The organism is Streptomyces sp. NPDC029836, from assembly GCF_055574495.1.
The window spans coordinates 616,748-636,532 of the sequence record NZ_JBVHZI010000001.1 but is presented as its reverse complement, the minus strand read 5'-3'; the positions used below and the strand labels follow the sequence as shown (position 1 = coordinate 636,532).

General features: G+C 69.1%; 13 protein-coding genes and 4 pseudogenes. 13 read left to right on the top strand and 4 right to left on the bottom strand.

All coding sequences use genetic code 11. The annotated features are described in order from the left end of the window. The first annotated feature begins 143 nt into the window (after nucleotides 1-143). The 13 genes and pseudogenes from ACZ4XJ_RS02990 (at nucleotide 144) to ACZ4XJ_RS02930 (ending at nucleotide 14,772) form a co-directional block, all read left to right on the top strand. Complete coding sequence (locus ACZ4XJ_RS02990) at nucleotides 144-428, top strand: DUF3892 domain-containing protein (RefSeq protein ID WP_468495082.1); 285 nt, start codon at nucleotides 144-146, stop codon at nucleotides 426-428. Between the two features lie 86 nt (nucleotides 429-514). Beyond that, complete coding sequence (locus tag ACZ4XJ_RS02985) at nucleotides 515-775, top strand: multiubiquitin domain-containing protein (RefSeq protein ID WP_468495081.1); 261 nt, start codon at nucleotides 515-517, stop codon at nucleotides 773-775. Next, the gene (locus ACZ4XJ_RS02980) at nucleotides 750-1,913 is read left to right on the top strand and encodes a ThiF family adenylyltransferase (protein ID WP_468495080.1); all 1,164 of its coding nucleotides are present in this window, start codon (nucleotides 750-752) and stop codon (nucleotides 1,911-1,913) included. The genes ACZ4XJ_RS02985 and ACZ4XJ_RS02980 overlap by 26 nt, the downstream gene beginning before the upstream one ends. Further along, a complete protein-coding gene (locus ACZ4XJ_RS02975) occupies nucleotides 1,910-2,317 on the top strand; it encodes a ubiquitination-like system serine protease family protein (RefSeq protein WP_468495079.1) in 408 nt (135 codons plus the stop codon). The genes ACZ4XJ_RS02980 and ACZ4XJ_RS02975 overlap by 4 nt, the downstream gene beginning before the upstream one ends. 117 nt (nucleotides 2,318-2,434) lie before the next feature. Next, nucleotides 2,435-3,258, top strand: a pseudogene (locus tag ACZ4XJ_RS02970) (IS5 family transposase). Between the two features lie 235 nt (nucleotides 3,259-3,493). Then, nucleotides 3,494-4,363, top strand: coding sequence for an IS5 family transposase (locus tag ACZ4XJ_RS02965; RefSeq protein WP_468495078.1), 870 nt, complete (start codon nucleotides 3,494-3,496; stop codon nucleotides 4,361-4,363). Nucleotides 4,364-4,426: 63 nt separating this feature from the next. Then, a pseudogene (locus ACZ4XJ_RS02960) lies at nucleotides 4,427-4,677 on the top strand (transposase); the annotation flags it as partial. 357 nt (nucleotides 4,678-5,034) lie between these two features. Then, nucleotides 5,035-6,288, top strand: coding sequence for an alpha/beta hydrolase (locus ACZ4XJ_RS02955; RefSeq protein WP_468495077.1), 1,254 nt, complete (start codon nucleotides 5,035-5,037; stop codon nucleotides 6,286-6,288). A gap of 40 nt (nucleotides 6,289-6,328) precedes the next feature. After that, a complete protein-coding gene (locus ACZ4XJ_RS02950) occupies nucleotides 6,329-7,366 on the top strand; it encodes a trypsin-like serine peptidase (RefSeq protein ID WP_468495076.1) in 1,038 nt (345 codons plus the stop codon). 4 nt (nucleotides 7,367-7,370) lie between these two features. Then, complete coding sequence (locus ACZ4XJ_RS02945; protein WP_468495075.1) at nucleotides 7,371-8,471, top strand: effector-associated domain EAD1-containing protein; 1,101 nt, start codon at nucleotides 7,371-7,373, stop codon at nucleotides 8,469-8,471. After that, the gene (locus ACZ4XJ_RS02940; RefSeq protein WP_468495074.1) at nucleotides 8,464-12,837 is read left to right on the top strand and encodes an AAA family ATPase; all 4,374 of its coding nucleotides are present in this window, start codon (nucleotides 8,464-8,466) and stop codon (nucleotides 12,835-12,837) included. Before ACZ4XJ_RS02945 ends, ACZ4XJ_RS02940 begins: the two co-directional genes overlap by 8 nt. 517 nt (nucleotides 12,838-13,354) lie before the next feature. Further along, nucleotides 13,355-13,948, top strand: coding sequence for a TetR/AcrR family transcriptional regulator (locus ACZ4XJ_RS02935; RefSeq protein ID WP_468495073.1), 594 nt, complete (start codon nucleotides 13,355-13,357; stop codon nucleotides 13,946-13,948). Further along, nucleotides 13,945-14,772, top strand: a pseudogene (locus tag ACZ4XJ_RS02930) (alpha/beta fold hydrolase). Before ACZ4XJ_RS02935 ends, ACZ4XJ_RS02930 begins: the two are co-directional and overlap by 4 nt. A 170-nt stretch (nucleotides 14,773-14,942) precedes the next feature. Here the strand turns inward: ACZ4XJ_RS02930 and ACZ4XJ_RS02925 are convergent. The 4 genes and pseudogenes from ACZ4XJ_RS02925 to ACZ4XJ_RS02910 form a co-directional block, all read right to left on the bottom strand. Beyond that, a pseudogene (locus tag ACZ4XJ_RS02925) lies at nucleotides 14,943-15,633 on the bottom strand (transposase); the annotation flags it as partial. A gap of 75 nt (nucleotides 15,634-15,708) precedes the next feature. Further along, nucleotides 15,709-16,743, bottom strand: a complete 1,035-nt coding sequence (locus tag ACZ4XJ_RS02920; RefSeq protein ID WP_468495072.1) for a hypothetical protein — start codon at nucleotides 16,741-16,743, stop codon at nucleotides 15,709-15,711. After that, a complete protein-coding gene (locus tag ACZ4XJ_RS02915) occupies nucleotides 16,740-17,864 on the bottom strand; it encodes a TRAFAC clade GTPase domain-containing protein (protein WP_468495071.1) in 1,125 nt (374 codons plus the stop codon). The genes ACZ4XJ_RS02920 and ACZ4XJ_RS02915 overlap by 4 nt, the downstream gene beginning before the upstream one ends. 623 nt (nucleotides 17,865-18,487) lie before the next feature. Continuing rightward, nucleotides 18,488-19,552, bottom strand: a complete 1,065-nt coding sequence (locus ACZ4XJ_RS02910; RefSeq protein ID WP_468495070.1) for an IS110 family RNA-guided transposase — start codon at nucleotides 19,550-19,552, stop codon at nucleotides 18,488-18,490. Nucleotides 19,553-19,785 lie beyond the last annotated feature (233 nt).

Genomic DNA, 19,785 nt, shown 5'->3' with positions numbered 1-19,785 from the left:
CGCCGGCCCCGCCAGCCACACGCGTCTTCCTACCCGCGAGTTACGTCGTCTGTCCCAGGCGAAGCACCCCACCCCGGGGTGCTCACGGAACCCTGGCGCCGGCCGCGGGGACCCGCAGGAACGTCGCCGGCAGGGACAGCAACATGGCTATCCAGATCATCGCAGTGCGCCTGACGGCCGGCGGAACCGCGCACGAACACATCACCCACCTGTGGTGGACTGAGCAGGCGACTGGCAAGACCGGCGACAACACCCGGGCCGAGATCGTCCACTGGATCGAGAACAAGGCCGGCAAGGCCTACACCAGTGACGCAGCCGGCCGCAGCACGGAAGTGCTCGCGGTGACGCCCACCCGGGGCGAGAAGTATCTGCGGACCCACGCCGACGGCGTATGGACCAACAACCTTCTCGCCCTCCCCAGGCGCTGACCCGCCACAACCCCTCGGGCACTCGGCGCGCCGGGGTACCCCGGCATCCACAGTCCGACACGCGCTCCCCACTTCAGGAGGACCCCATGTCCCAGGACACTCACGGGCCTAAGCCCGTCACGATCATCGTCAACGCCCGCCCCCACATCTGGGAGGCGAAGGAGATCACGTATGAGCAGGTCGTCGACCTCGCTTACCCCGGCCAGCCGTCGAACGACCAGGACACCTACACCGTCCGCTACAGCCGCGGACATGACGGCCACGCAACAGGCAGCCTCACCGCCGGCCACAGCGTCCGAGTGAAGGAGGGAATGGTCTTCGATGTCTACCGCACTTCTCGCTCGTGACCCCGACCTGTCCCGCCTCATCGACGACGGCTACGCCATCACCGTCCACGCCGGCCACATCATCGTCCGGATCCCGTACGTCACCGAGAACGGCACTGTTGAGCGTGGCTTCCTCGCCCACCCGATCACCGTCAGCGGAGACCGCCTCGTTTCCGGCACCGACCACCGCATCTGGTTCGGCGGCTCCACCCCCTGCACCGAGCACGGCCACCCCCTGCCCCTGGCCACCCCCGAGAGCCGGGTGATCGCTGAGGGCATGCAGGCGAGCTTCATGCTCTCCAGCAAGCCCCCGGACGGCTACCCCGACCAGTACACGAAGATCACCGCGTACGCGCGGATCATCGCCGACCACGCCCACGCCCTCGACCCCTCAGCCACGCCCACCCCCGGCGCCGCGTGGCAGGAGATCGACGACGACAGCCCCTTCGCCTATCGCGACACCGCCACCTCCCGCGCCGGCATCACCGCTATCAACCGCCGCTTCCGGGGCCACCGGATCGTGATCGTCGGCCTCGGCGGCAGCGGCAGCTACATCCTCGACCAGGTCGCCAAGACCGAGGTCGACTCGATCCTCCTCATCGACGGCGACACTTTCGACAACCACAACGCCTTCCGCGCACCCGGCGCCCCCACCCTCGACACCCTGCGCACCCGCCCACCCAAGGCGACCCACTTCGCCTCGATCTACGCCAACATGCACCAGGGCGTGACCGACTGCGCGCAGTACATCGACGAGGACAACCTCGACCTGCTCACCGGAGCGACGTTCGTGTTCCTCGCCTCCGACGACGCCGCCAGCAAGCCGGCCATCATCGACTGGCTCGAAGCCCACGGCGTGCCGTTCATCGACGTCGGCATGGGCATCGAAGAGATCGACGGCCGCCTCAGCGGACTGCTCCGCATCACCACCAGCCTCCCCGGCCGCCGAGACACGCCCCGCGAGCGCATCCCCCGGCCGGCACCCGAACGCGACGCCTACGCAAGCAACATCCAGACCGCGGACCTCAACGCGCTCAACGCCGTCCTGGCCGTCATTCGATGGAAACGCTCCCTCGGCATCTACGCCGACGCCACCGACGAGGCCCACACCACGTACTCACTGATCACCAACGAGATCGCCAACGAGGACCTCCCGTGACCCCGCAAGACACCCTGCGCCCGGTCTTCACCGAGACCTTCCCCCAGGCCATGGACGCAGGAGTGCTTTACATCTCGATCCCGTACCGCACCTGCGGCCACCTGTGCTGCTGCGGATGCGGGTACGAAGTCGTCACACCGCTTTCCCCGGCCCAATGGTCCCTCACGTACGACGGCGAGAACGCCTCCCTTACCCCCTCAATCGGCAACTGGTCCCTCCCGTGCCAGTCGCACTACTGGATCCGTGACGGCCGCGTCCGCTGGGCCCGCCGCTACTCGCCGGCGGAAATCGACCAGAACCGGAACCGGGACGGTCACCTGCTGGCCGTCCACGACACCAGAGATCCCCAGCCGAAACGACGGGAAGGGTTCCGCCGCCGTCTCCGGTTCTGGCACCGTCCGTAGACCGACGGGCGAGCCCTGCCCCCACCGCCCTGCCGGACAAACAGACCCCCACAATGCACTTACAGGTCCTAACAGAAGCTGTTGATCATGTGACTTTCGGTCCGGCTGGTCGTTGGTATGGCCGTGGGGAAACGTCAGTCGCGACCGTGGATCGTGTCGGATGAACTGCGGTCGCTCATCGAGCCGTTGCTGCCTGAGCCGGCGCCGAAGCAGGCGGAGGGACGTCCTCGGGTGCCGGACCGGCAGGCACTGTGAGGGATCCTGTTCGTGCTGCATACCGGAATCCAGTGGGAGTCCCTGCCGCAGGAGCTGGACTTCGGATCCGGCATGACCTGTTGGCGGCGCCTGGCCGCGTGGAACGACGCCGGCGTATGGGACCAACTGCACTTGCTGCTGCTGAAGAAGCTGCGGGTCGCGAAGAAGCTGGACTGGTCGCGGGCGGTGATCGACTCCTCCCATGTCAGGGCTGCTCGGCGGGGCCCAAAAGCGGGCCCAGCCTGGTCGACCGCGCACGTCCGGGCAGCAAGCACCACCTCATCGTCGACGGCCAAGGCATCCCGCTCGCCGTCTCGCTGACCGGCGGCAACCGCAACGACGTCACCCAGTTGGTACCCCTGCTGAAGAAGATCCCGTCTGTCGCAGGCCTGGTCGGACGGCCATGCAGCCGACCCGACAGCCTGCTCGGCGACCGCGGCTACGACCACGACAAATACCGCCGTCTCGTCTGGGCGCTGGGCATCAAACCGGTGATCGCCCGCCGCGGCGTCCCGCACGGTTCCGGCCTCGGCATCCACCGGTGGGTCGTCGAGCGGACCATTGCATGGCTCCACGGCTTCCGCCGATTACGGATCCGGTGGGAACGGCGCGACGACATCCACGAAGCCTTTCTCGGCCTCGCCACTTGCCTCATCACCCACCGATACGTCCAACGCCTTTGTTAGAGGTCGCTTTAACCTGGATTGCAGGAATTTGGTGTGATTCACGAGGCGGTCGGTCGCGGTGCGGTAGTGACCATGGGTGGAGCCGGTGCCTGTGGGCCGGGTGAGGTGGCGGGTGGGGCGGTTTGGGTCTTGTTCCTGTCTCATCCCAGGATGTCCGGCCATTGGTGGCCTGCGTGCTTCCGGAGCCGCGGCTGTGCGCCTAGGCGCACTTGGTCCGCGGCAGTACGCCGGAATCATGACAACGCGACGCCCGTATCCGAGTGATCTGTCCAATGCGCGCTGGGAGTTGATCGAGCCGGTGCTGTCCGCGTGGCGCTTCGAGCGCCGTGGCCGGGCTCTGGACTTCGGCCGGCCTCCGCGGCATGACCTGCGCGAGATCATGAACGCGATTCTCTACGTGGACCGCACCGGCTGCCAGTGGGCCTACCTCCCGCATGACTTCCCGCCACACCAGAGCGTCCACGGCTACTTCGCCAGATGGGCGGACGAGGGCGTGTTCGCCCAGGTCAACGGACTCCTGCGGCAACTTCTCCGCGAGAAGGAAGGACGGGACGCGGAGCCCTCAGCGTGTGTGATCGACGCCCAGAGCATCAAGACCTCCACCAGCGTTCCTGACGCCAGCCAGGGTATCGACGCGGGCAAGAAGATCGCGGGCCGCAAACGGAGCATCGTCACCGACACCCTCGGCCTTCTCCTCGCGGTGCTGGTCACCGCGGCCAGCGTGCAGGACTCCGTCGCCGGCACCCGGCTCATCGACCAGGTCGCCGCCGACCACCCCGGAATCCGCAAGGTCTGGCTCGACGGCGGCTACCGCCAGCACCTCGTCGAACACGCCGCCACCCTCGGCATCGACATGCAGATCACCGCCCGCAAGCCCGGGACCAGGGGTTTCACCCCGATCCCGAAACGTTGGGCAGTCGAGAGGACCTACGGCTGGCTCATGCTCCACCGCCGCCTGGCCCGCGACTACGAAGCCCTTCCCGCCCGCTCCGAAGCCATGATCCACCTCGGTATGACCGACCTCATGGCCCGCCGTCTCACCGGCGAGAACACCATCTCCTGGCGCGACCCGACACACCAGACCAAACAGCCGATCCCGGGATAAAACAGCGGGATAAAACGACCTCTAAGACCGTGTCCTATGTGGTGAGGCGTCGTTGATGTCGGTATGGGGCGGGGCACTTGGACTTGGAGTGTGCCGGACGGCTGTGGGAGATCGCGGAGCTACTGATCCCACCGTCGAAGGTGCGGCCGCAGGGCGGGGGGACGCGGAACACGCCTGATAGGACGCTGTTCGCGGCGATCATCTTCGTCCTGGTCAGCGGATGTGCCTGGCGGTCGCTGCCGCCATGTTTCGGGATATCGCAGTCCACGGCACACCGCAGGTTCCTGATCTGGTCCCTGGCAGGGGTCTGGGGCGGCTGCACGAGGAGTCCTGCACCGCCTCGTGTCGCGATCCGAGGGACCCCCGTAGCGACCTCCCTCCGTCCGCCCGCCGACCCCTCCGGGTCCGGGCCGACCGGTCCCCTCCCCGCCCCCGAGCGTCAGCCCGTACGGCAGGCCCCGGCCTTCCGCCAGCAGTCAAGCGCGGCCGGGGCTCCAGGACGGTACACGCCTCGCCGCCCGCCCTCCCCGCGGAGAACGCGAAGCGCATGACTCCCGCCGTGACGGGTTGTTAGCATGCCGCGGGGCGATGGCACGTGAACGTTCGTGAGGGGTAGGGGCATGGAGGACTGGGGACCACTCGTTCCGGCGGTGGCCGGGGTTTGGCCGAAGGTGCGCGAGTTACTCGGCGGCTCGGAACTCCCGGACTTCGAAGCGGAGGCCCTCGAGGCTCTGCGCGCACTGGACAGCGCCCGGGACCTCCGTGGAACCGCCTCCCAGGCGACCGCGGACGAGGCCGAGGACACCGCCGCGCGAGCGGTGGCCTCGCTCTTCGAGCGGCACGAACCGCTCGGTACCCTCTTGGAGAAGGAGTTCGACCGGCTGGCGGACCGCCTGGAGGCCTTCGGCCCTGAGGATCCGCCCCCCAGCTGGGTCTCCTGGCAGCGGGCGCTGCTCGTACCCGTGCTGTACGCCACGAACCGGGAGCTGGTGACGACCGGCGGGACGGCGGCTCCAGGCACGGCCGACGGGCCGCTGTCCTACGGACAGGTGCGGGTCTCCATCCCCGACGACCACCGCATGGGAGCCGCGGAGAAGCCGCGGTCGTGGCGGCTGCGGCTGGGGCTCCGCGAGGACCCCGCCGCGGTTGCGCTATGCGACCCGGTGTCCCCGATGTCCCCAGGGGAGTTCGCAGACAGCGCCCGCGCGCGGCTGTCGGAGGGTGGCGCGGGCCAGGCGCTGCTGTTCGTCCACGGGTATAATGTTTCGTTCCGCGAGGCCGCGACCCGCGCCGCCCAGATCGCCTACGACCTGAACTTCATCGGTCTGCCGATGCTGTACAGCTGGCCCTCGAAGGGACGGCTGCGCGGCTACGCCGCGGACGCCAACGCGGTCCTGCGGACCGTCCCGGCCTTCCAGGAGTTCCTCCGCCTCGTACTGGACTCGACCGGCGTGCGCGAACTCCACGTCATCGCCCACAGCATGGGCAACAGACTTCTCGTCGATGCCCTCTCCGACCTCGACACGAGGGCCCCCGGTGCGGGCCGACTGGGCCAGGTGGTCTTCGCTGCCCCCGACGTGGACGCCGAGGTCTTTCGGCAGCGGCTCCCGCGGATCACGCGGCAGGCCGCGGGCTGCACCCTCTATGCCTCCTCCGCCGACCGGGCCCTCGCCGCAGCGGCGGGACTGGCCGCCGGGCCGCGGGCCGGGCAGGCCGGGCCCGGGATCGTCGTGGCCCCCGGCCTGGACACCGTCGACGCCACCGGGCTGGACACCGGGCTGATGAGCCACGCGTACGTGGGCGACCACACCTCGGTCCTCGCCGACATCCACGGCCTGGTTCGCCAAGGGCGTCCACCGTCCGAGCGGTTCGGGCTCACGTCCGTCCCGCACGGCGACGGCGCGTACTGGTCCTTCCAGCCGTAGCAACCCAGCCTCCCAGACCCCGTTCGGCAAGGTGACACCGATGTCGCACTTCCTCGACCGCCTCCCCTTCGACTGGACCGCACCCGGTGCGCGCGAGCTGCGCGACCTGCTGGCCTCCTCCTACGACGAACCCGCCGCCGTCAAGGCCCTGGCGCGGGAAGTCGGCATCGCAACCCAGTACATGGTCTGGCAGCAGTCCGCCCACGGCTGCTGGACCGAACTGATCGGTACCGCGCGCAACCAGGACAAACTGAGAGCGCTCCTCGCCCGGATCGAGGAGGGACCCGACGGAGCGGTCGCCTCACGGCTGCGGGAGCTGGCCGGCGACCACCCCGTGTTGGAGGCACCGGAGCCCGAGTCGCCGCCGGGCACTTGGAAGCACTTCACCGACCCCGACGGCCTGGAACGGCAGATCTTCGCCCGCGGCACCTTCCAGGACGCGGCCTTCCTCAAGGTTGGCGCGGAGACGGCGACCGCAGTATGCCGCCTGCGCGTCCGGGACGCCGAGAGCGGCGCGTACCACCACGGCACCGGTTTCCGGATCGGCGAGGACCTGCTGATGACGAACCACCACGTCCTGTACAGCCGCGGCGGCGTTCCCGTCACGCACGCGGAGGCCTGGTTCGGCTACGAACAAGACCTCGACGGCCGCGAGTCCGAGCACGTCTCCGTAGCCCTCGACCTCTCCTCCGCCGCCGGGGGAGCCGACGACGACTGGGCGGTCATCCGGGCGGCCGCTTCCCTGCCCGCCGACGCGTTTGTCATCCCGCTCCCCGAAAGCGCCATCATCGGGAATGGGGACCGTGTCTACGTCATCCAGCACCCGCAGGGCGGCGTGAAGAAGCTGGCCGCGCGGCACAACGTGGTCCGGCACGTCGACGACCAGGTGGTGCAGTACTGGACGGACACGGCGAAGGGGTCCTCCGGGGCGCCCGTCTTCGACGAACGATGGCGCCTGGTGGCACTCCACCGCCGCCACACCGAAGCCGGGAAGCTCAGTGAGCGGACCGAGTACCGCAACGAAGGGGTCAGGATCGAGCGGATCCTCGCCGCCATGGCGCGGGCGGGCCTGAGGTGAGCCGGTGACACTGTTCCTCGACCGCAACACCTTCGATCTCAGTGAACCGCAGGCACGCGACCTGCTCGACGTGCTGCTGGCCGTGCACGACGACGAGAACGGGGTGAAGATCTTCGTCAGGGACGCCGGCCTGAACCGGAGCGACATCGACTGGAAGGGGGCACTGGCGGACAGCTGGCCCCGGGCACTGGAGCACGCGGCGGTGGAGGGAAAGCTGAGGAAGCTGGTCGAGGTGGTGTCCGCCCACCCCGACAGCAGCGCGCACGCCATCTTCAAGACGCTCCTCACCCAGGAACCACCGACCGGGGACGCCGACCCGTGCGAGGCCCTGCTGATCGGCAGCGGGCGGCCCCGGGCGTTCATCGACCGGGCGGAACTCCGTGGGACGCTGCGAGACATGCTGACGGTCCCCGGCGGCCGCGTGCTGATCGTGGACGGGGGCCGCGGCTCGGGGAAGACCTGGACTTGGTACCTGCTCTGTCATGTGCTCCACCACCACGGGATCACCCCGTACAAAATCGACTTCTCCTTGTACGCAGAGCCCGTCACGGTGGCCGACATCGCCTCTGAACTCGGCGACCAGCTCGGCTGGGAGCTCGGCCGAGGGGATACCCTCGCCACGGAGGAGGCCCAGGCAAGGCGGGTGGTCAACCAGGCGAAGCGCTGGATGCGGGACCGGCCGGTCCGGCACGACCTGTGGCTGGTCTTCGACGGCATGGCTAGGACCGCTCTGAACCCCTCGGCGCTGCGGCTGGTGGAATTGCTGGCCCAGGCGGTCGCCGACGGCGAGACGGGAGAGCACCTGAACCTGGTGCTGATCGCCTACGAAGGGCGGCTCCGCCCGTCCGCAGACCCCTGTGTGTGGCGCACGCACCTCGGCCCGGTCCACGTGGCGGACCTGCGGGAGTTCTTCTACTCCATCGCCCGGCGCGCCGGAGAGGTCCTGGAGGCGGATACCGCCACGCAACTGGTCGTCGAAGTACTAAGGAAGACCGTCGGGATCGACCACGACCCCGCCACGCCCCTGCCGCTGGAGAGGGTCTCCGCCGCCGCAGGAACCCTTGGGAGCCTGCTGGCCCGTGAGTACGGAGGTGCCGGTGTCTGAGCCGACCGGGTCGCGGCGCATCACGGCCCAGGACGTCCTGAACCTGGTCAGGGAAGCCGAGTCGGAGACCGGACCGTGGCACGACCACGCGGTCTCCCAGCACCGCTGGACCCTGCGCGAGTCGACGTCGCTGCTCAGCGCCTTCGACGCCGCACAGTTGGAGGGGCTTGTGACCGGACAGGGTGAGGGACCGCACCGGTTCCTCACCCAGGACTGCGAGCGGGTCCACACGGGGGGAAAGCGCCGCTGGCGGCTTCGCCCGGAGGTCCGCGGCGCGACCCTAGAACGGCTGCGCACCCCGGACCGGCTCCTCCGTGCGCTGCGTGCCAGCGGTACGGCCGGGCCGGACACCGCCCGGGACTACACGGAGCAGTTGCTCACAAGGTCCGCGCCACCGCTGGACGAGCGCGGGACGGATGAACTGCACCCCCTGCTGGCGCTCGTCGACTGGTTCGACAGGGCCCCCGGCGCACGCGCCGCCCTCGCCGAGGCGTCTATCCTCCTGCCCCACCGGTCCGAGCTGACCCGCCACCTCGAACGGGCCATGCTGCTGGCGCCCCTGACCGGGCTCGCCGACGACACCTTCTGCGGCCGCGAGGACATGCTCGCCAAGCTGGCCGCGTACGTAGGCGACTCCGCGGGGCGCCGCGCCTGGCCGATGTTCCACGGGCCCGGCGGGGTCGGCAAGTCGACCCTAATGGCACGGTTCCTCCTCGACCACGTGGTCCGGCCCGGAGCCGAAGGGGGGCTCCTCTTCGCATACCTCCCCTTCGACCGGGTCGATCTGGTACCGGAACAGCCGCTCGGCCTCCTCGCGGAAACCCTGCGCCAACTCGCGGTGCTGAATCCCGAACTCGGCGGACGAACCGCGCAAAGCCTGGAGAACACCCTCCTCTCCACCCTCCGGGCGGACACCCGGGCCGAGACGGAGGAGCGGGGCCGCACGGGACCGAGACCGGACCGTTCGGGCGACGAGCGGGCTCTCGTGCACCTCTTCTCCGACCTGGTCGAATGGACACAGCGGCACGGCAAGCGGCCCGTCCTCCTCTTCCTCGACACCTTCGAGCAGGCGCAGGCCAAGGGCGCCGACGCGCTGGCCCGCCTGACGGACTTCCTCGACCTGCTGCAAGAGACCTGCCCCTGGCTGCGGATCGTCGCCGCCGGGCGCGCACCCGCCGAGGACCGGCGGTTCACCGACATCCCTCTGAAAGGGTTCGGCCCGGCCACCGCACGCACGTTCCTGGGCCTGCTACTCCCCGGGGACGGTCCCGACCACGACGAGCTCCTGCGCTCGGTCGTCGAGATGGTCCGTTCGGAGCCACTCAGCCTCAAGCTGGCCGCCGAGGTGCTCCGGAAGGAGGGACCGGAGGCGCTGCGCGACCCGGCGCTGCGCCGCCTGGCACTCCTGCGGGTACAGCCGGAGGAGCGCCAGGGAGTGCTGTACCGGCGCATCCTCGACCACCTGGCCGACCCGGACCTGCGGCGGATCGCCAGTCCCGGCCTAGTCGTCCGGAAGGTGACCCCGGGAGTCATCCGCGAGGTCCTGGCGGGTCCCTGCGGACTGGGACGCGTCGACGAGGAGCGTTCCCGCGCGCTGTTCCACGGGCTCAGGGCCGAGGCCGGGCTGGTCGCCGACGTACCGGGCGCCGAAGCCGTCGTGCACCGAGCCGACGTGCGCCGGGTCATGCTCGGCCTGCTGCTCGGCGATTCGGGACCGACCGTGGACCGGATCCACCGGGCCGCGGTCAAGTACTACGTGGCGCTGGCCGTGAGCGAACCCGACCGGGCGACGGACCATCGCACGGAGGAGCTGTACCACCGCCTGTGCCTGGGCCAAACGGCGAGAACGCTCGCTCCCCGCTGGCAGGCCGAGGCCGGCGGGGCCCTGGCCTCCGTCATCGAGGAACTCCCCATCCGCAGCCAGGTGTACCTGTCCGACAAGCTGGGCCGGTCCGTCGCCCCCGAGCTGCTCAGGCGGGCCGACGACGAGACCTGGCGCAGCCAAGCCCTGCGGACCGGCACCGCCCGACTGGAGGACGGCAGGACCGCCGAGGTCTTGGCCCTCCTCGACCAACGCCCCGACCAGATCGGAGCCGACGTACGGCTGTCCCTGCTGCGCATGCGGGCCCTGGCCGCGGAGGGTCTGCCGGACGAAGCCCTGACCCGGATCGAACCGCTGCTGGACGCGGCCTCCCGGAGCTCGGACGGGAATGCCTTCATCGAGGTCGTCCTGTGCGGAGCCCGCATCGAAGAGGACCGGGGCCGGTTCCGCGCCGCACAGGAACTGCTGACCCAGGCCGACGCCGTGCCCGACGCCACGGTGGTCGACCGCGTCACGCTGCTGAAGGTGTCGGTGGCACGGCTGCGCCTCTACCGCCGGGACGGCAGCGCCGACAGCCACACCGCCGACCTGCTGCGCGCGCACGTCGTGGACAGCATGGAGCAGATCGGACGGCGCACCCTCGACCGGCATCCCGCGCTAGTCCGCGAACTCGCCGCGGAGGTCGGCGACGACGCACCGGAGCTGGTGGCCCAGGCCGCCCGCCTGTCCGGGGTGAGCGCGTGGGGATCCGCAGGATTGATCCTGGGCACGATGCTCGGAACCGCCGCAGTGGGAAGTCTGGCGAAGGCCGTGATCGAGCGCGGGCGGAAACGGGCCGCCAGGACCGCAGAGCTGGTCGCCCGCACCGACACGGAGGTGGAGACAGAAGCGGAAGCGGAAGCGGACAGCGAGAACTGGCTGGTGGCGCACAACAGCATCGCCCGCGGGGAAACGATCGGCGCGTACATCGAGAGCGACGCCGAACACCACGGGGCGGTGAACCACGCGCTCGTCAACACGTACCAGCACGAGGTCGACCGTGCCAAGCGCTCCCGGCCGGTACTCTCGGCAAGCGGTGCCATGCCCGACGCGGTCGTCGTCGTACCGGGATTCGCGGGCAGCGCGCTGAGGGACACGGACACCGGCGCGTACGTGTGGGGCACGGCCCCACCCACCGGCCTCGCCCGCTTGTGGACCCGCCCCGGAGAGGTGGACCGGCTGCGGCCCACGGACGAGGAGCTGTCGGGCGAACGGCAGCGCATCGAGCCCGTCTCCCTGCTGCGCACATCGGCCTGGGCCCCCTGGCTCGGTCCCTCCGAACCCTTCGGACAACTCCTCCGGGGTGTCATCGACGCCGTCACACATTCCGAGGCCGTACTCGAATTCCCCTACGACTGGCGGCTGGACGCAGAGCACAACGCCCGGCTGCTCGGCCGCGCCGCCCACCGGCACCTCCGGCGCTGGAGCGCCCACGAGAGCGCCCGCAGGGCCGCCGAACGGGCGGGCAGGGAGCCGCGCGTGGTGTTCATCGCGCACTCCACGGGCGGACTGGTCGTATGCGCCGCGCTGGAGCAGGACCCGCGGCTCGCGCGGATCACTCGGTCCGCCGTGTGCCTGGGCACCCCGTTCTGCGGCGTCCCCAAGGCAGTGGGCGCGCTCGCCGCTCCGGCCGGGGCGGTCTCCCTCCCCCAGCGCACCATGCGGAACCTTCTGTGCTCCCTGCCGGGGTTCTACGACCTGCTTCCCGACTACCCGTGCGTGGAGGAGGACGGCCGCCTGCGGCGGCTCCGCCCCGACGACGTGGCCGCCTTGGGCGGCGACCACGCACTCGCCGGCCGGGCCCTCACCAGGCGTCCCGACGGAAACCCGGAAGCGTCCCTGCCGCTGATCAACACGGTGGTGGGGATCGGGCAGCCGACGGTCCAGCGAGTCCGGATCGAGCACGGGACCGTCCGCACATTCGACACCATGCCGAGGCTGTCGACGAACGGCCATCCGCTGCTCGGCAGCCGGGGCGAGACGCTGGAATGGGACGAGGGCGGGGACGGGCTGGTCCCGCGGAGTTCGGCGAGTCCACGGACGGGAGCATCGCTCTTCGTCCGGACCCGAAACGCGTCGCTCATCAGGCACCGCGAGGTGGCGGCGCACGTGGCAGGGACGCTCCTCGCGGGGCCCGGTTTCCAGGAGGATCCACGTCCCGCCGCGGACCCGACCACGGGCCCGGGGAGTCAGTCCGGGCCGGGTCCCCACGGACATCTCGGGCTGTCGTCGCCCCAGGCCCTGCACCTGTCCGCTCCGGAGACCGCGGAGGCGGGCCGGCCCTTCTACCTCCGGATCCACGGCGCCTCGACGCAGGTACGGCTGCGCAACCTCGGCCCCGACGGTCGGTCAGCCACGCTCCGGCTCGCGGCACCCGGCGATGGGCGCAGCGTCGGGACCACTCTCGTCCTCACGGCTCCAGGTCTGCACCGGGTGACGGCGGACGACGGACAGGAATCCGCTGACCTGTCGATCCTCGTCCTGCCGCCGGAGGCCGCCCGCTGAGCTGCCGTGCCGACCCACGGCCCCCGTTCGTACCCAAGAACGCGGTGCGCGCCCGGCGCCACTCCGCCTCGGAGTTCCGCACACGCGGTGTCCTCCCCGCCGCCGGCACCAGCCCCTGGCCGCCCTGGTCCGCGCCCCGCCCCCGGACTTCCCTACCTGCCGCGCCGCGGAGACCCGTTGGGACAACCTGACCAAGAGAGCTCGTGTGCACTACAGAGCTCGCCGGGACCTCAGCACTGCCGATGAGGCATCCGAGCAAGCGCAGGGGGTGCGGATTCCCGCCTGCGCTGTCAGTGGCCATTTCTGATTCCCCGCTGGCGGCCACCTAGCGGGGAGTATCTGGCCGCGATTGTCACAGATGGTGATCCGCATGGAATTCAAGCGGCAAGGCACGTCGAGCGCCAAGCGCACGGCGAACCATCCGCAAGAGCCGTACCGCCGTGAGCGATGCCTCCCACTTACCATTCCTAGGGCTCCTAGGTTAAAACTAGGGTCCCTAGGGTAATGAGTAGGGTGCATGGTGCGGGCAGGGCTGACGGCGGAACGGGTGACGATCGCGGGCGCCGAGTTGGCGGACGAGGTCGGACTCGACCAGGTGACCATGTCGCAGGTGGCGCGGCGGCTGGGCGTCAAGGATGCGAGCCTCTACACGCACGTCCGCGGCCTGGAGGATCTGCGCGGAAGGATCGCGCTGCTGGCGGCGGACGAGAAGACCATCCGTATCGCGGAGGCGACGTCGGGGCGGTCGGGCAAGGACGCGCTGGGCGCGTTCGCCAACGCCTGGCGGGAGTACGCCCATGAGCATCCGGGGCGCTACACGGCGACGCAGACCCCGATCCGGATCGACCCCGAGCTGGCCGCGAAGGCGCCCGGACCGCGGCGCGCGGTCGAGCTGACCTACGGCATGTTGCGCGGCTACGGACTGGCCGAGCCCGACCTGACCGACGCAGTCCGGTTGCTGCGCAGTACGTTCCACGGATTCGTCGCCTTGGAGGCCGCGGGCGCGTTCGCACACGAGCGTTCGCCCCAGCACTCCTGGAACCGCGCACTCGACGCCCTGCACACCCTCCTCGAGCACTGGCCCCCGTCCCGAGAAGGAGACTCCTCATGACCGCCCCGACCATCGGCAGCCTGCACGTGAACGGCGCGACCCTGCACTACGAAGTGCGCGGCCAGGGCCCGCTCCTGCTGCTGATCCCCGGAGGGGCGGGCGGCGCGGCATCCTTCGACGGCATCGCCGACGACCTGGCCGCCGAATACACCGTCGCGACCTACGACCCCCGCGGCATGTCCCGAAGCACGGTGGACGACCCCGACGCCGAGCAACGCGTGGCCGAGCACGCCGACGACGCGTTGCGGATAATGGACCTGCTGTCGCCCGGCCAGCCCGCCCGGGTGTTCGGCTCCAGCTCGGGCGCGATCACCGCCGTGCACCTGCTCACCGCCCACCCCGAGCGCCTCGTGGCGCACGAACCGCCGCTGGTGGAGGTCCTTCCGGACGCACCCGAACACCGCGCGCTCATCGCGCGCGTCCAGGAGATCTTTTGCTCTGAGGGGCTCATACCGGCGATGGCCGTGTTCGCCGCCGGCATGAAGTAGGACGGCGACACCATCGAGCCGGAGGCCGAAGTCAAGCTGCCACCGCAGGCGGCGGCCCGGGCCGAGCAGACGATGGCCAACCTGCCCTACTTCCTCGGGCGCATCGTGCCCAACTTCATGTCCTACGCTCCGGACATCCACCGATTGGAGGCACTGTCGGACCGATTGGTGCTCGCCTGCTGCCAGGAGTCACGTGGCGAGCTGCCCTACCGTCCGGCCGCCTTCCTGGCCGAGCATCTCGGCACGGAACTGCGGCGCTTCCCCGGCGGGCATACCGGTCTGACCACGCACCCCGCCGAGTTCGGCGAGCTCCTGCTGAAGGCATTCCGAGCCTAATCCCGTATCAGCACCCGGGTCGACGCCCACCCGATGGTGATCACGGAACGTCACATCCGCAACTGGCCGTACTTGGGGAGATCCTCGTGGCCGCTGTCACTGCGCCTTGGCAATCAGCACCACGATGATGTCCATCGTCTGCCAGGGCGCCAACTACTGACTTCGGTTTTTTAAGGTGAGGATGGTGCGTCGAGGGTGAGGCCGGTGCCGGATATGAAGCCGTCGAGGGTGTGGGGCTGGTATTGGAGGCGTTTGAGGCGGTTTGCGGACGAGTACTTCGAGACGGTCGAGGCTGCGCTTGACGTGTGCCCACACACCTTCGACAGGGTTCAGGTCGGGCGAGTAGGCGGGCAGCAGGAAGACCGTCAGCCACTCCCGCGCGGCCACGAGTCCCCGCATCGTGCGGGAAACGTGGATCTTCAGGCGGTCCCAGACCAGCACGATCGATGCCCTGACCAGCTGTGGGGCGCCGTCGACAGAGCGATGAAGTCCCACTCGCCCATACTGCGGCGTTGGCCCTTGCCCGCGGGATGGGTCCGCAGGCGATGACACAGCCGAGTCCGGGAACCGGGTCGCATCGCGATCAGGCCAGCCATCGGCAGCCGTCCCGAGCGGCGCCCGCTGACTATCACGACCGGGGTGACCCCTCGCCGCCCCCAAGTTCGTCCCAGGGGCGGCCGTCGGGTGAAGCCGGACTTCGTCCTCGAAGCAGACGTAGCCCCCGCAGGCCGCCCGGGCCCCCACCTCCGCCACACGCTCACGGCCTGCTCGTCGTTCGGCCACCCGCCGCGCGGGCACCCGCGCGGAGAACCCGAGCCAGTGCATCAACCGGATGGCGCCCGAGACGCTGTAGGAGACGTAGCCAACGCGCTGCCGGGCCGCTCCGTCGGGCTGCGCGGAACGGAGTGGAGCAGTCGGATTCCGCGCCTCAGCGGCTCAGTACCGGAGGATGGCCAGGACAACGGCGATCGCCAGGACCAGATTGAGCAGCATTGAGACGGCCAGCACTCGCCCGGTGTGGATGGGACCGTCGCGACCGCGGAAGGCCGACCCGTCTTCCTCGTCCTCACCGCCTTCAGTCAGGCCCCCGGCCTCACTCTCCGCTTGGTCGGTGCCGCCAATCGTGACCGCCGCCCCGCGGAACTGGGGGCCCACCGGATTGTCGTTGCCGAGTCCTGGCCGCCTGCCGCTGTGTGGGACTCCATCCTTCCGTGGCGGGGCCGACGCCCCGGTCGCGGCAATCCCTGGGGAGTCCCGCTCCCTCGACGGGGAGGAAACGCGTTCCACCAGCGAGATCACACGCAGGCGCGGTGTGCCCTCGGGGAAGCTGCCGGGGGTAACGACTGCCGTCGGCACGGGTTTAGGCGTCGAATACCGTTCCCCGTTCAGGTAGTAGTCGCAGATCGCCTCTCGGCACTGAGCATGTACGGCGGCGAAGAGGGCCTCGTCCAACGGGAAGAGCGGTTCGCTCCCGCCGACTATGCCTTCGAAGACCCGGATGGGCCGCCTGAACTTGTCCTTCGCCGAACTACCTGGCGGGACATCGGCCTCCACCTCGCTCCGGTCCAGCCGCGTCTCTCGGAAGACGCACCACAACTCCCGCTCGAGCGCACGAATCCGGGGCGGATTCGTCGGCTCCCGCTTACCGATCGACAGCCCCGCGACCGGCGGTCCGCTCTTGGGCTCGCCGTATCGGGCCTCGTCATCAAGGATTTCGTCGGAGCCGGCGCCACGGGGACGGGTGTCCGGCTCGCTGTCCCCCCTCGATCGTTGTGCGGGAAGCCGAGCCACGTACACCGTACTGGGATCGGCCTCGCACGACGCCCCCTCGCCGGAGAAGCCCGTGACCAGCGCCGCGCATTCGTCGATGGTGAGAAAGGACGGCGCGGCCACCAGAGCCTGGCCGGCGTCGCGGCGAAACCCGCGGGAGACCGCGTACGGCCACCAACCCGGCGGCACGTCGCCGCTCATACGCCCTCCTCGTAGGCCGGCCGGAGCACAGACTCGGGGAACTCCTCCTCGAACCGCCCCAACCGGCGCTCGATTGCGAAGGTGGCCTGCTTGATGGCTTTCCCCTCTCCGGAGAGTCGATCTATCGCCGCGGCCTCGGCGTCCAGTACCTCCTGCTGGGCCTGAAGGTTCCGGCTCGCCTTGTCGGCCATCATGTCGACGACGCTGTCCCCGAATCCGCCGAGGACATCCCGCACGAAGTTCCGGGCCGCTGGGACGGCCCCCGCTATGCGCTGAGCCCAACTGGTCCGGCGCGCCTCGGCGTTGACGTCGTATGCCAGCTCGAGCTCCCGGCGCTCCTTCTCCGCCCTGGCGATCTCGCGTGCGACAAAGTCGTAGACCGTTGCGAAGAGTGGGATCTCGACATTGAACGGCTGCGGTTCAACGCTGGGCTTGCGCTGCATTTCAGGGCTATCGAAGTCGATGTAGTCCATGCCGACGGAGCTGACCGGAATGAGGCGCACCGCTCCTGCCTGCGGGCCTATGCGCAACCGAAGGTTGATGAAGTTACCGAGGTCGGGAATGGCGAGCAGGCGCTGCCGGATCTTCGCCAGTCCGATCCCACGGCTCACTACGTAGTCCCACTTCGAAATGACAAAGTGGACGATGGCGTCCCTGCTCTCCAGTTCACCGAACCAGGGGATGAAGGTGTCCATCAGACCGGAGTCGGTTCCGTCCATATAGTCGACAAGCCGCTCCCCATCAAGGACGAAGAGAATGACCGTAGACTCATTTATCGCGTCCACCAGGCTCTGCCCGGTAGACCCTTGGGCGTTGTTGACCAGCTCACCAGCGTAGTCCACATACGACACGTCGAACAGATCGTAGGAGATGCCGTCCCCCCGAACGCGGACGGTGAACTGCCATTCGGTGAACTCGCTCAGGGCAGTCGCCGGGGGCCACTCGCCACGGACGAGGCGGGAATAGAGGTCGTTGAGCCCTTGTGCGCGCTGGAGCGGGAGGTTGACCGAGAAAGCGGTGCCCGGGCTCGGCTGGAACAGCCTCCGGTAGAGACTGGATACATACACTGTCTTGCCGGATCCGGTGGGTCCGACAAAGGTAACGCTGATCTTGTTTCCCATGACGCTCTCCCCCTCAAAAGTGGAGCAGGACGTTCCATCTGGCAGAGACGCGCTGTTCATCATGAACTCGGGGAGGGCTGGTGCGGCAATTCTGCCATCACGGAGTTCATCGGCACAACGAAAATAGCCGCACCCAGGACTTCGGCAAGGCGACAGGTCGTCCGGTTAGTCCCGTTCTGTGCGTGACATGCCGACCCAAACATGAAGCAGACGCGGGTTTCCAAGGTCATTAGCCTTGACGTCCCGTAACCTCGCTGGAAGACCGTTCCTGCCCACGCATCATCACCGATCCCGCCCACCCTTGACCAGTTCCGTGATCAGCCGAACGAATGTCCCGGCCTGCTGGATTCGATTCGTCAGCGGCTGGAGCGCGGCGATCGCCTCGGCGTTCGCCCGGAATGTCTTCGCTGTCGGCGAGGCGGGCCGTCGCGTGACGCTGCGGGTGCGCCGGATGCCACGGGCCCGAACTGCTGTCCTTCCTGGTCCACGGCGTCTCCGACTCCATTGACCGGGTCCGGGCCGCGTGACGGATGCTCAGATCGGCGTCAGCCGATGGTCAGCAGGCCAGCGAAGCGGGGAGCATCCAGGCATCGCGAGCTGGACTCTGAAGCTTCTATAGATCGTCAAGCTGTAGGAGACGGCCGGATCGCGTCGCTGAAACCGCTGGTGAGATGGCGGTAGACCTCTCGCGCGACGAAGCGCTTGAGGCACCTGAAGATGTCCTTCGTCTTGAGTCCTTCGAGGGTGCGTCGTGCGACGTAGTTGCGGGTCCGCGGGTCGTGCCGCACGCGGACCAGCACGATTGTGTGCAACGCACGGTTGGCCTGGCGGTCTCCACCACGGTTGAGCCGGTGGCGGTCTGTGCGCCCGGATGAGGCCGGCATGGGTGCGGCGGCGCACAGGTGGGTGAAGGAGGCTTCTGAGGCGAGCCTGTCGGGGTTGTCACCGGCGGTGACCAGCAGCTGCCCGGCGATTTCGGTCCCGACACCCGGCAGCGCGAGCAGGTCGGGTGCGGTGCGAGTGATTAGGCTTCGCAGTTCGGCATCTGCCAATGCTATCTCCTCGCTCAGGTGCCGGTAGCGCTTGGCCAGGCGCTTGAGGGCCACTTTGACGGCCGTGGCCGGGGCCGCCAGATCGGTTCCCGGACGGCTGGCCGCCAGCCGTCGGACCAGCTCGGTGGTGGTCAGTGAGCGCAGTGCTTCACGTACTTCAGCGGGCGCGGTGATGATCAGCAATTTGATCCGGTTGATGGTCTGGGTACGGGCCTTGACGGCGCTGGCGCGTACCACGCGCAGTTCACGGATTGCCTCGACGGCCCCATCGCGATGCTTCGGGGTGCCTGTGGCGCGGCCGGCGAGTACTGCGGTGGCGGCGGCGTAGGCATCGATGGGGTCGGACTTCCCGGCCGCGCGACGAGCACGACGGTCGGGTCGGTCTACCTCGATGACAGTGGTCTGGTTGGCATGGAGGTAGCGGGAGAGCTCGGCACCGAAAGAGCCTGTGCCCTCCATGCCCACGGCCAGTACTTGGCCGTGGGATTGCAGCCACTCCAGCAGGTCCCGGTAGCCCGCAGGCGTCGTGGGGAACGCCTCGGTGGCCAGGTGCCGGCCGATGGTGTCGATGACGGCGGCCTGGTGGAGGTCGGTGTGGGTGTCGATCCCGCCGATCACCTCGATGGGATGTGACATGGTGGCCGGGTTCCTTCCGTACGCGGCGAGCGGACTCGCGCGCACCGGACGGCAGACGGACACGACTGTGATGGGACCGCTTGGTTCAAGCTTCTATGAGGTCACGATCTCCGGCCGGTACGCGCATGGGCACCGCTCGGAGGGCCGACGATTCAGAGTGAGGACAGCCGAAGCGTCAATCGGGGATCGGGTCAGACCCTCGAGCGGTGCCTCCCCATCCGCGACATGGTGAT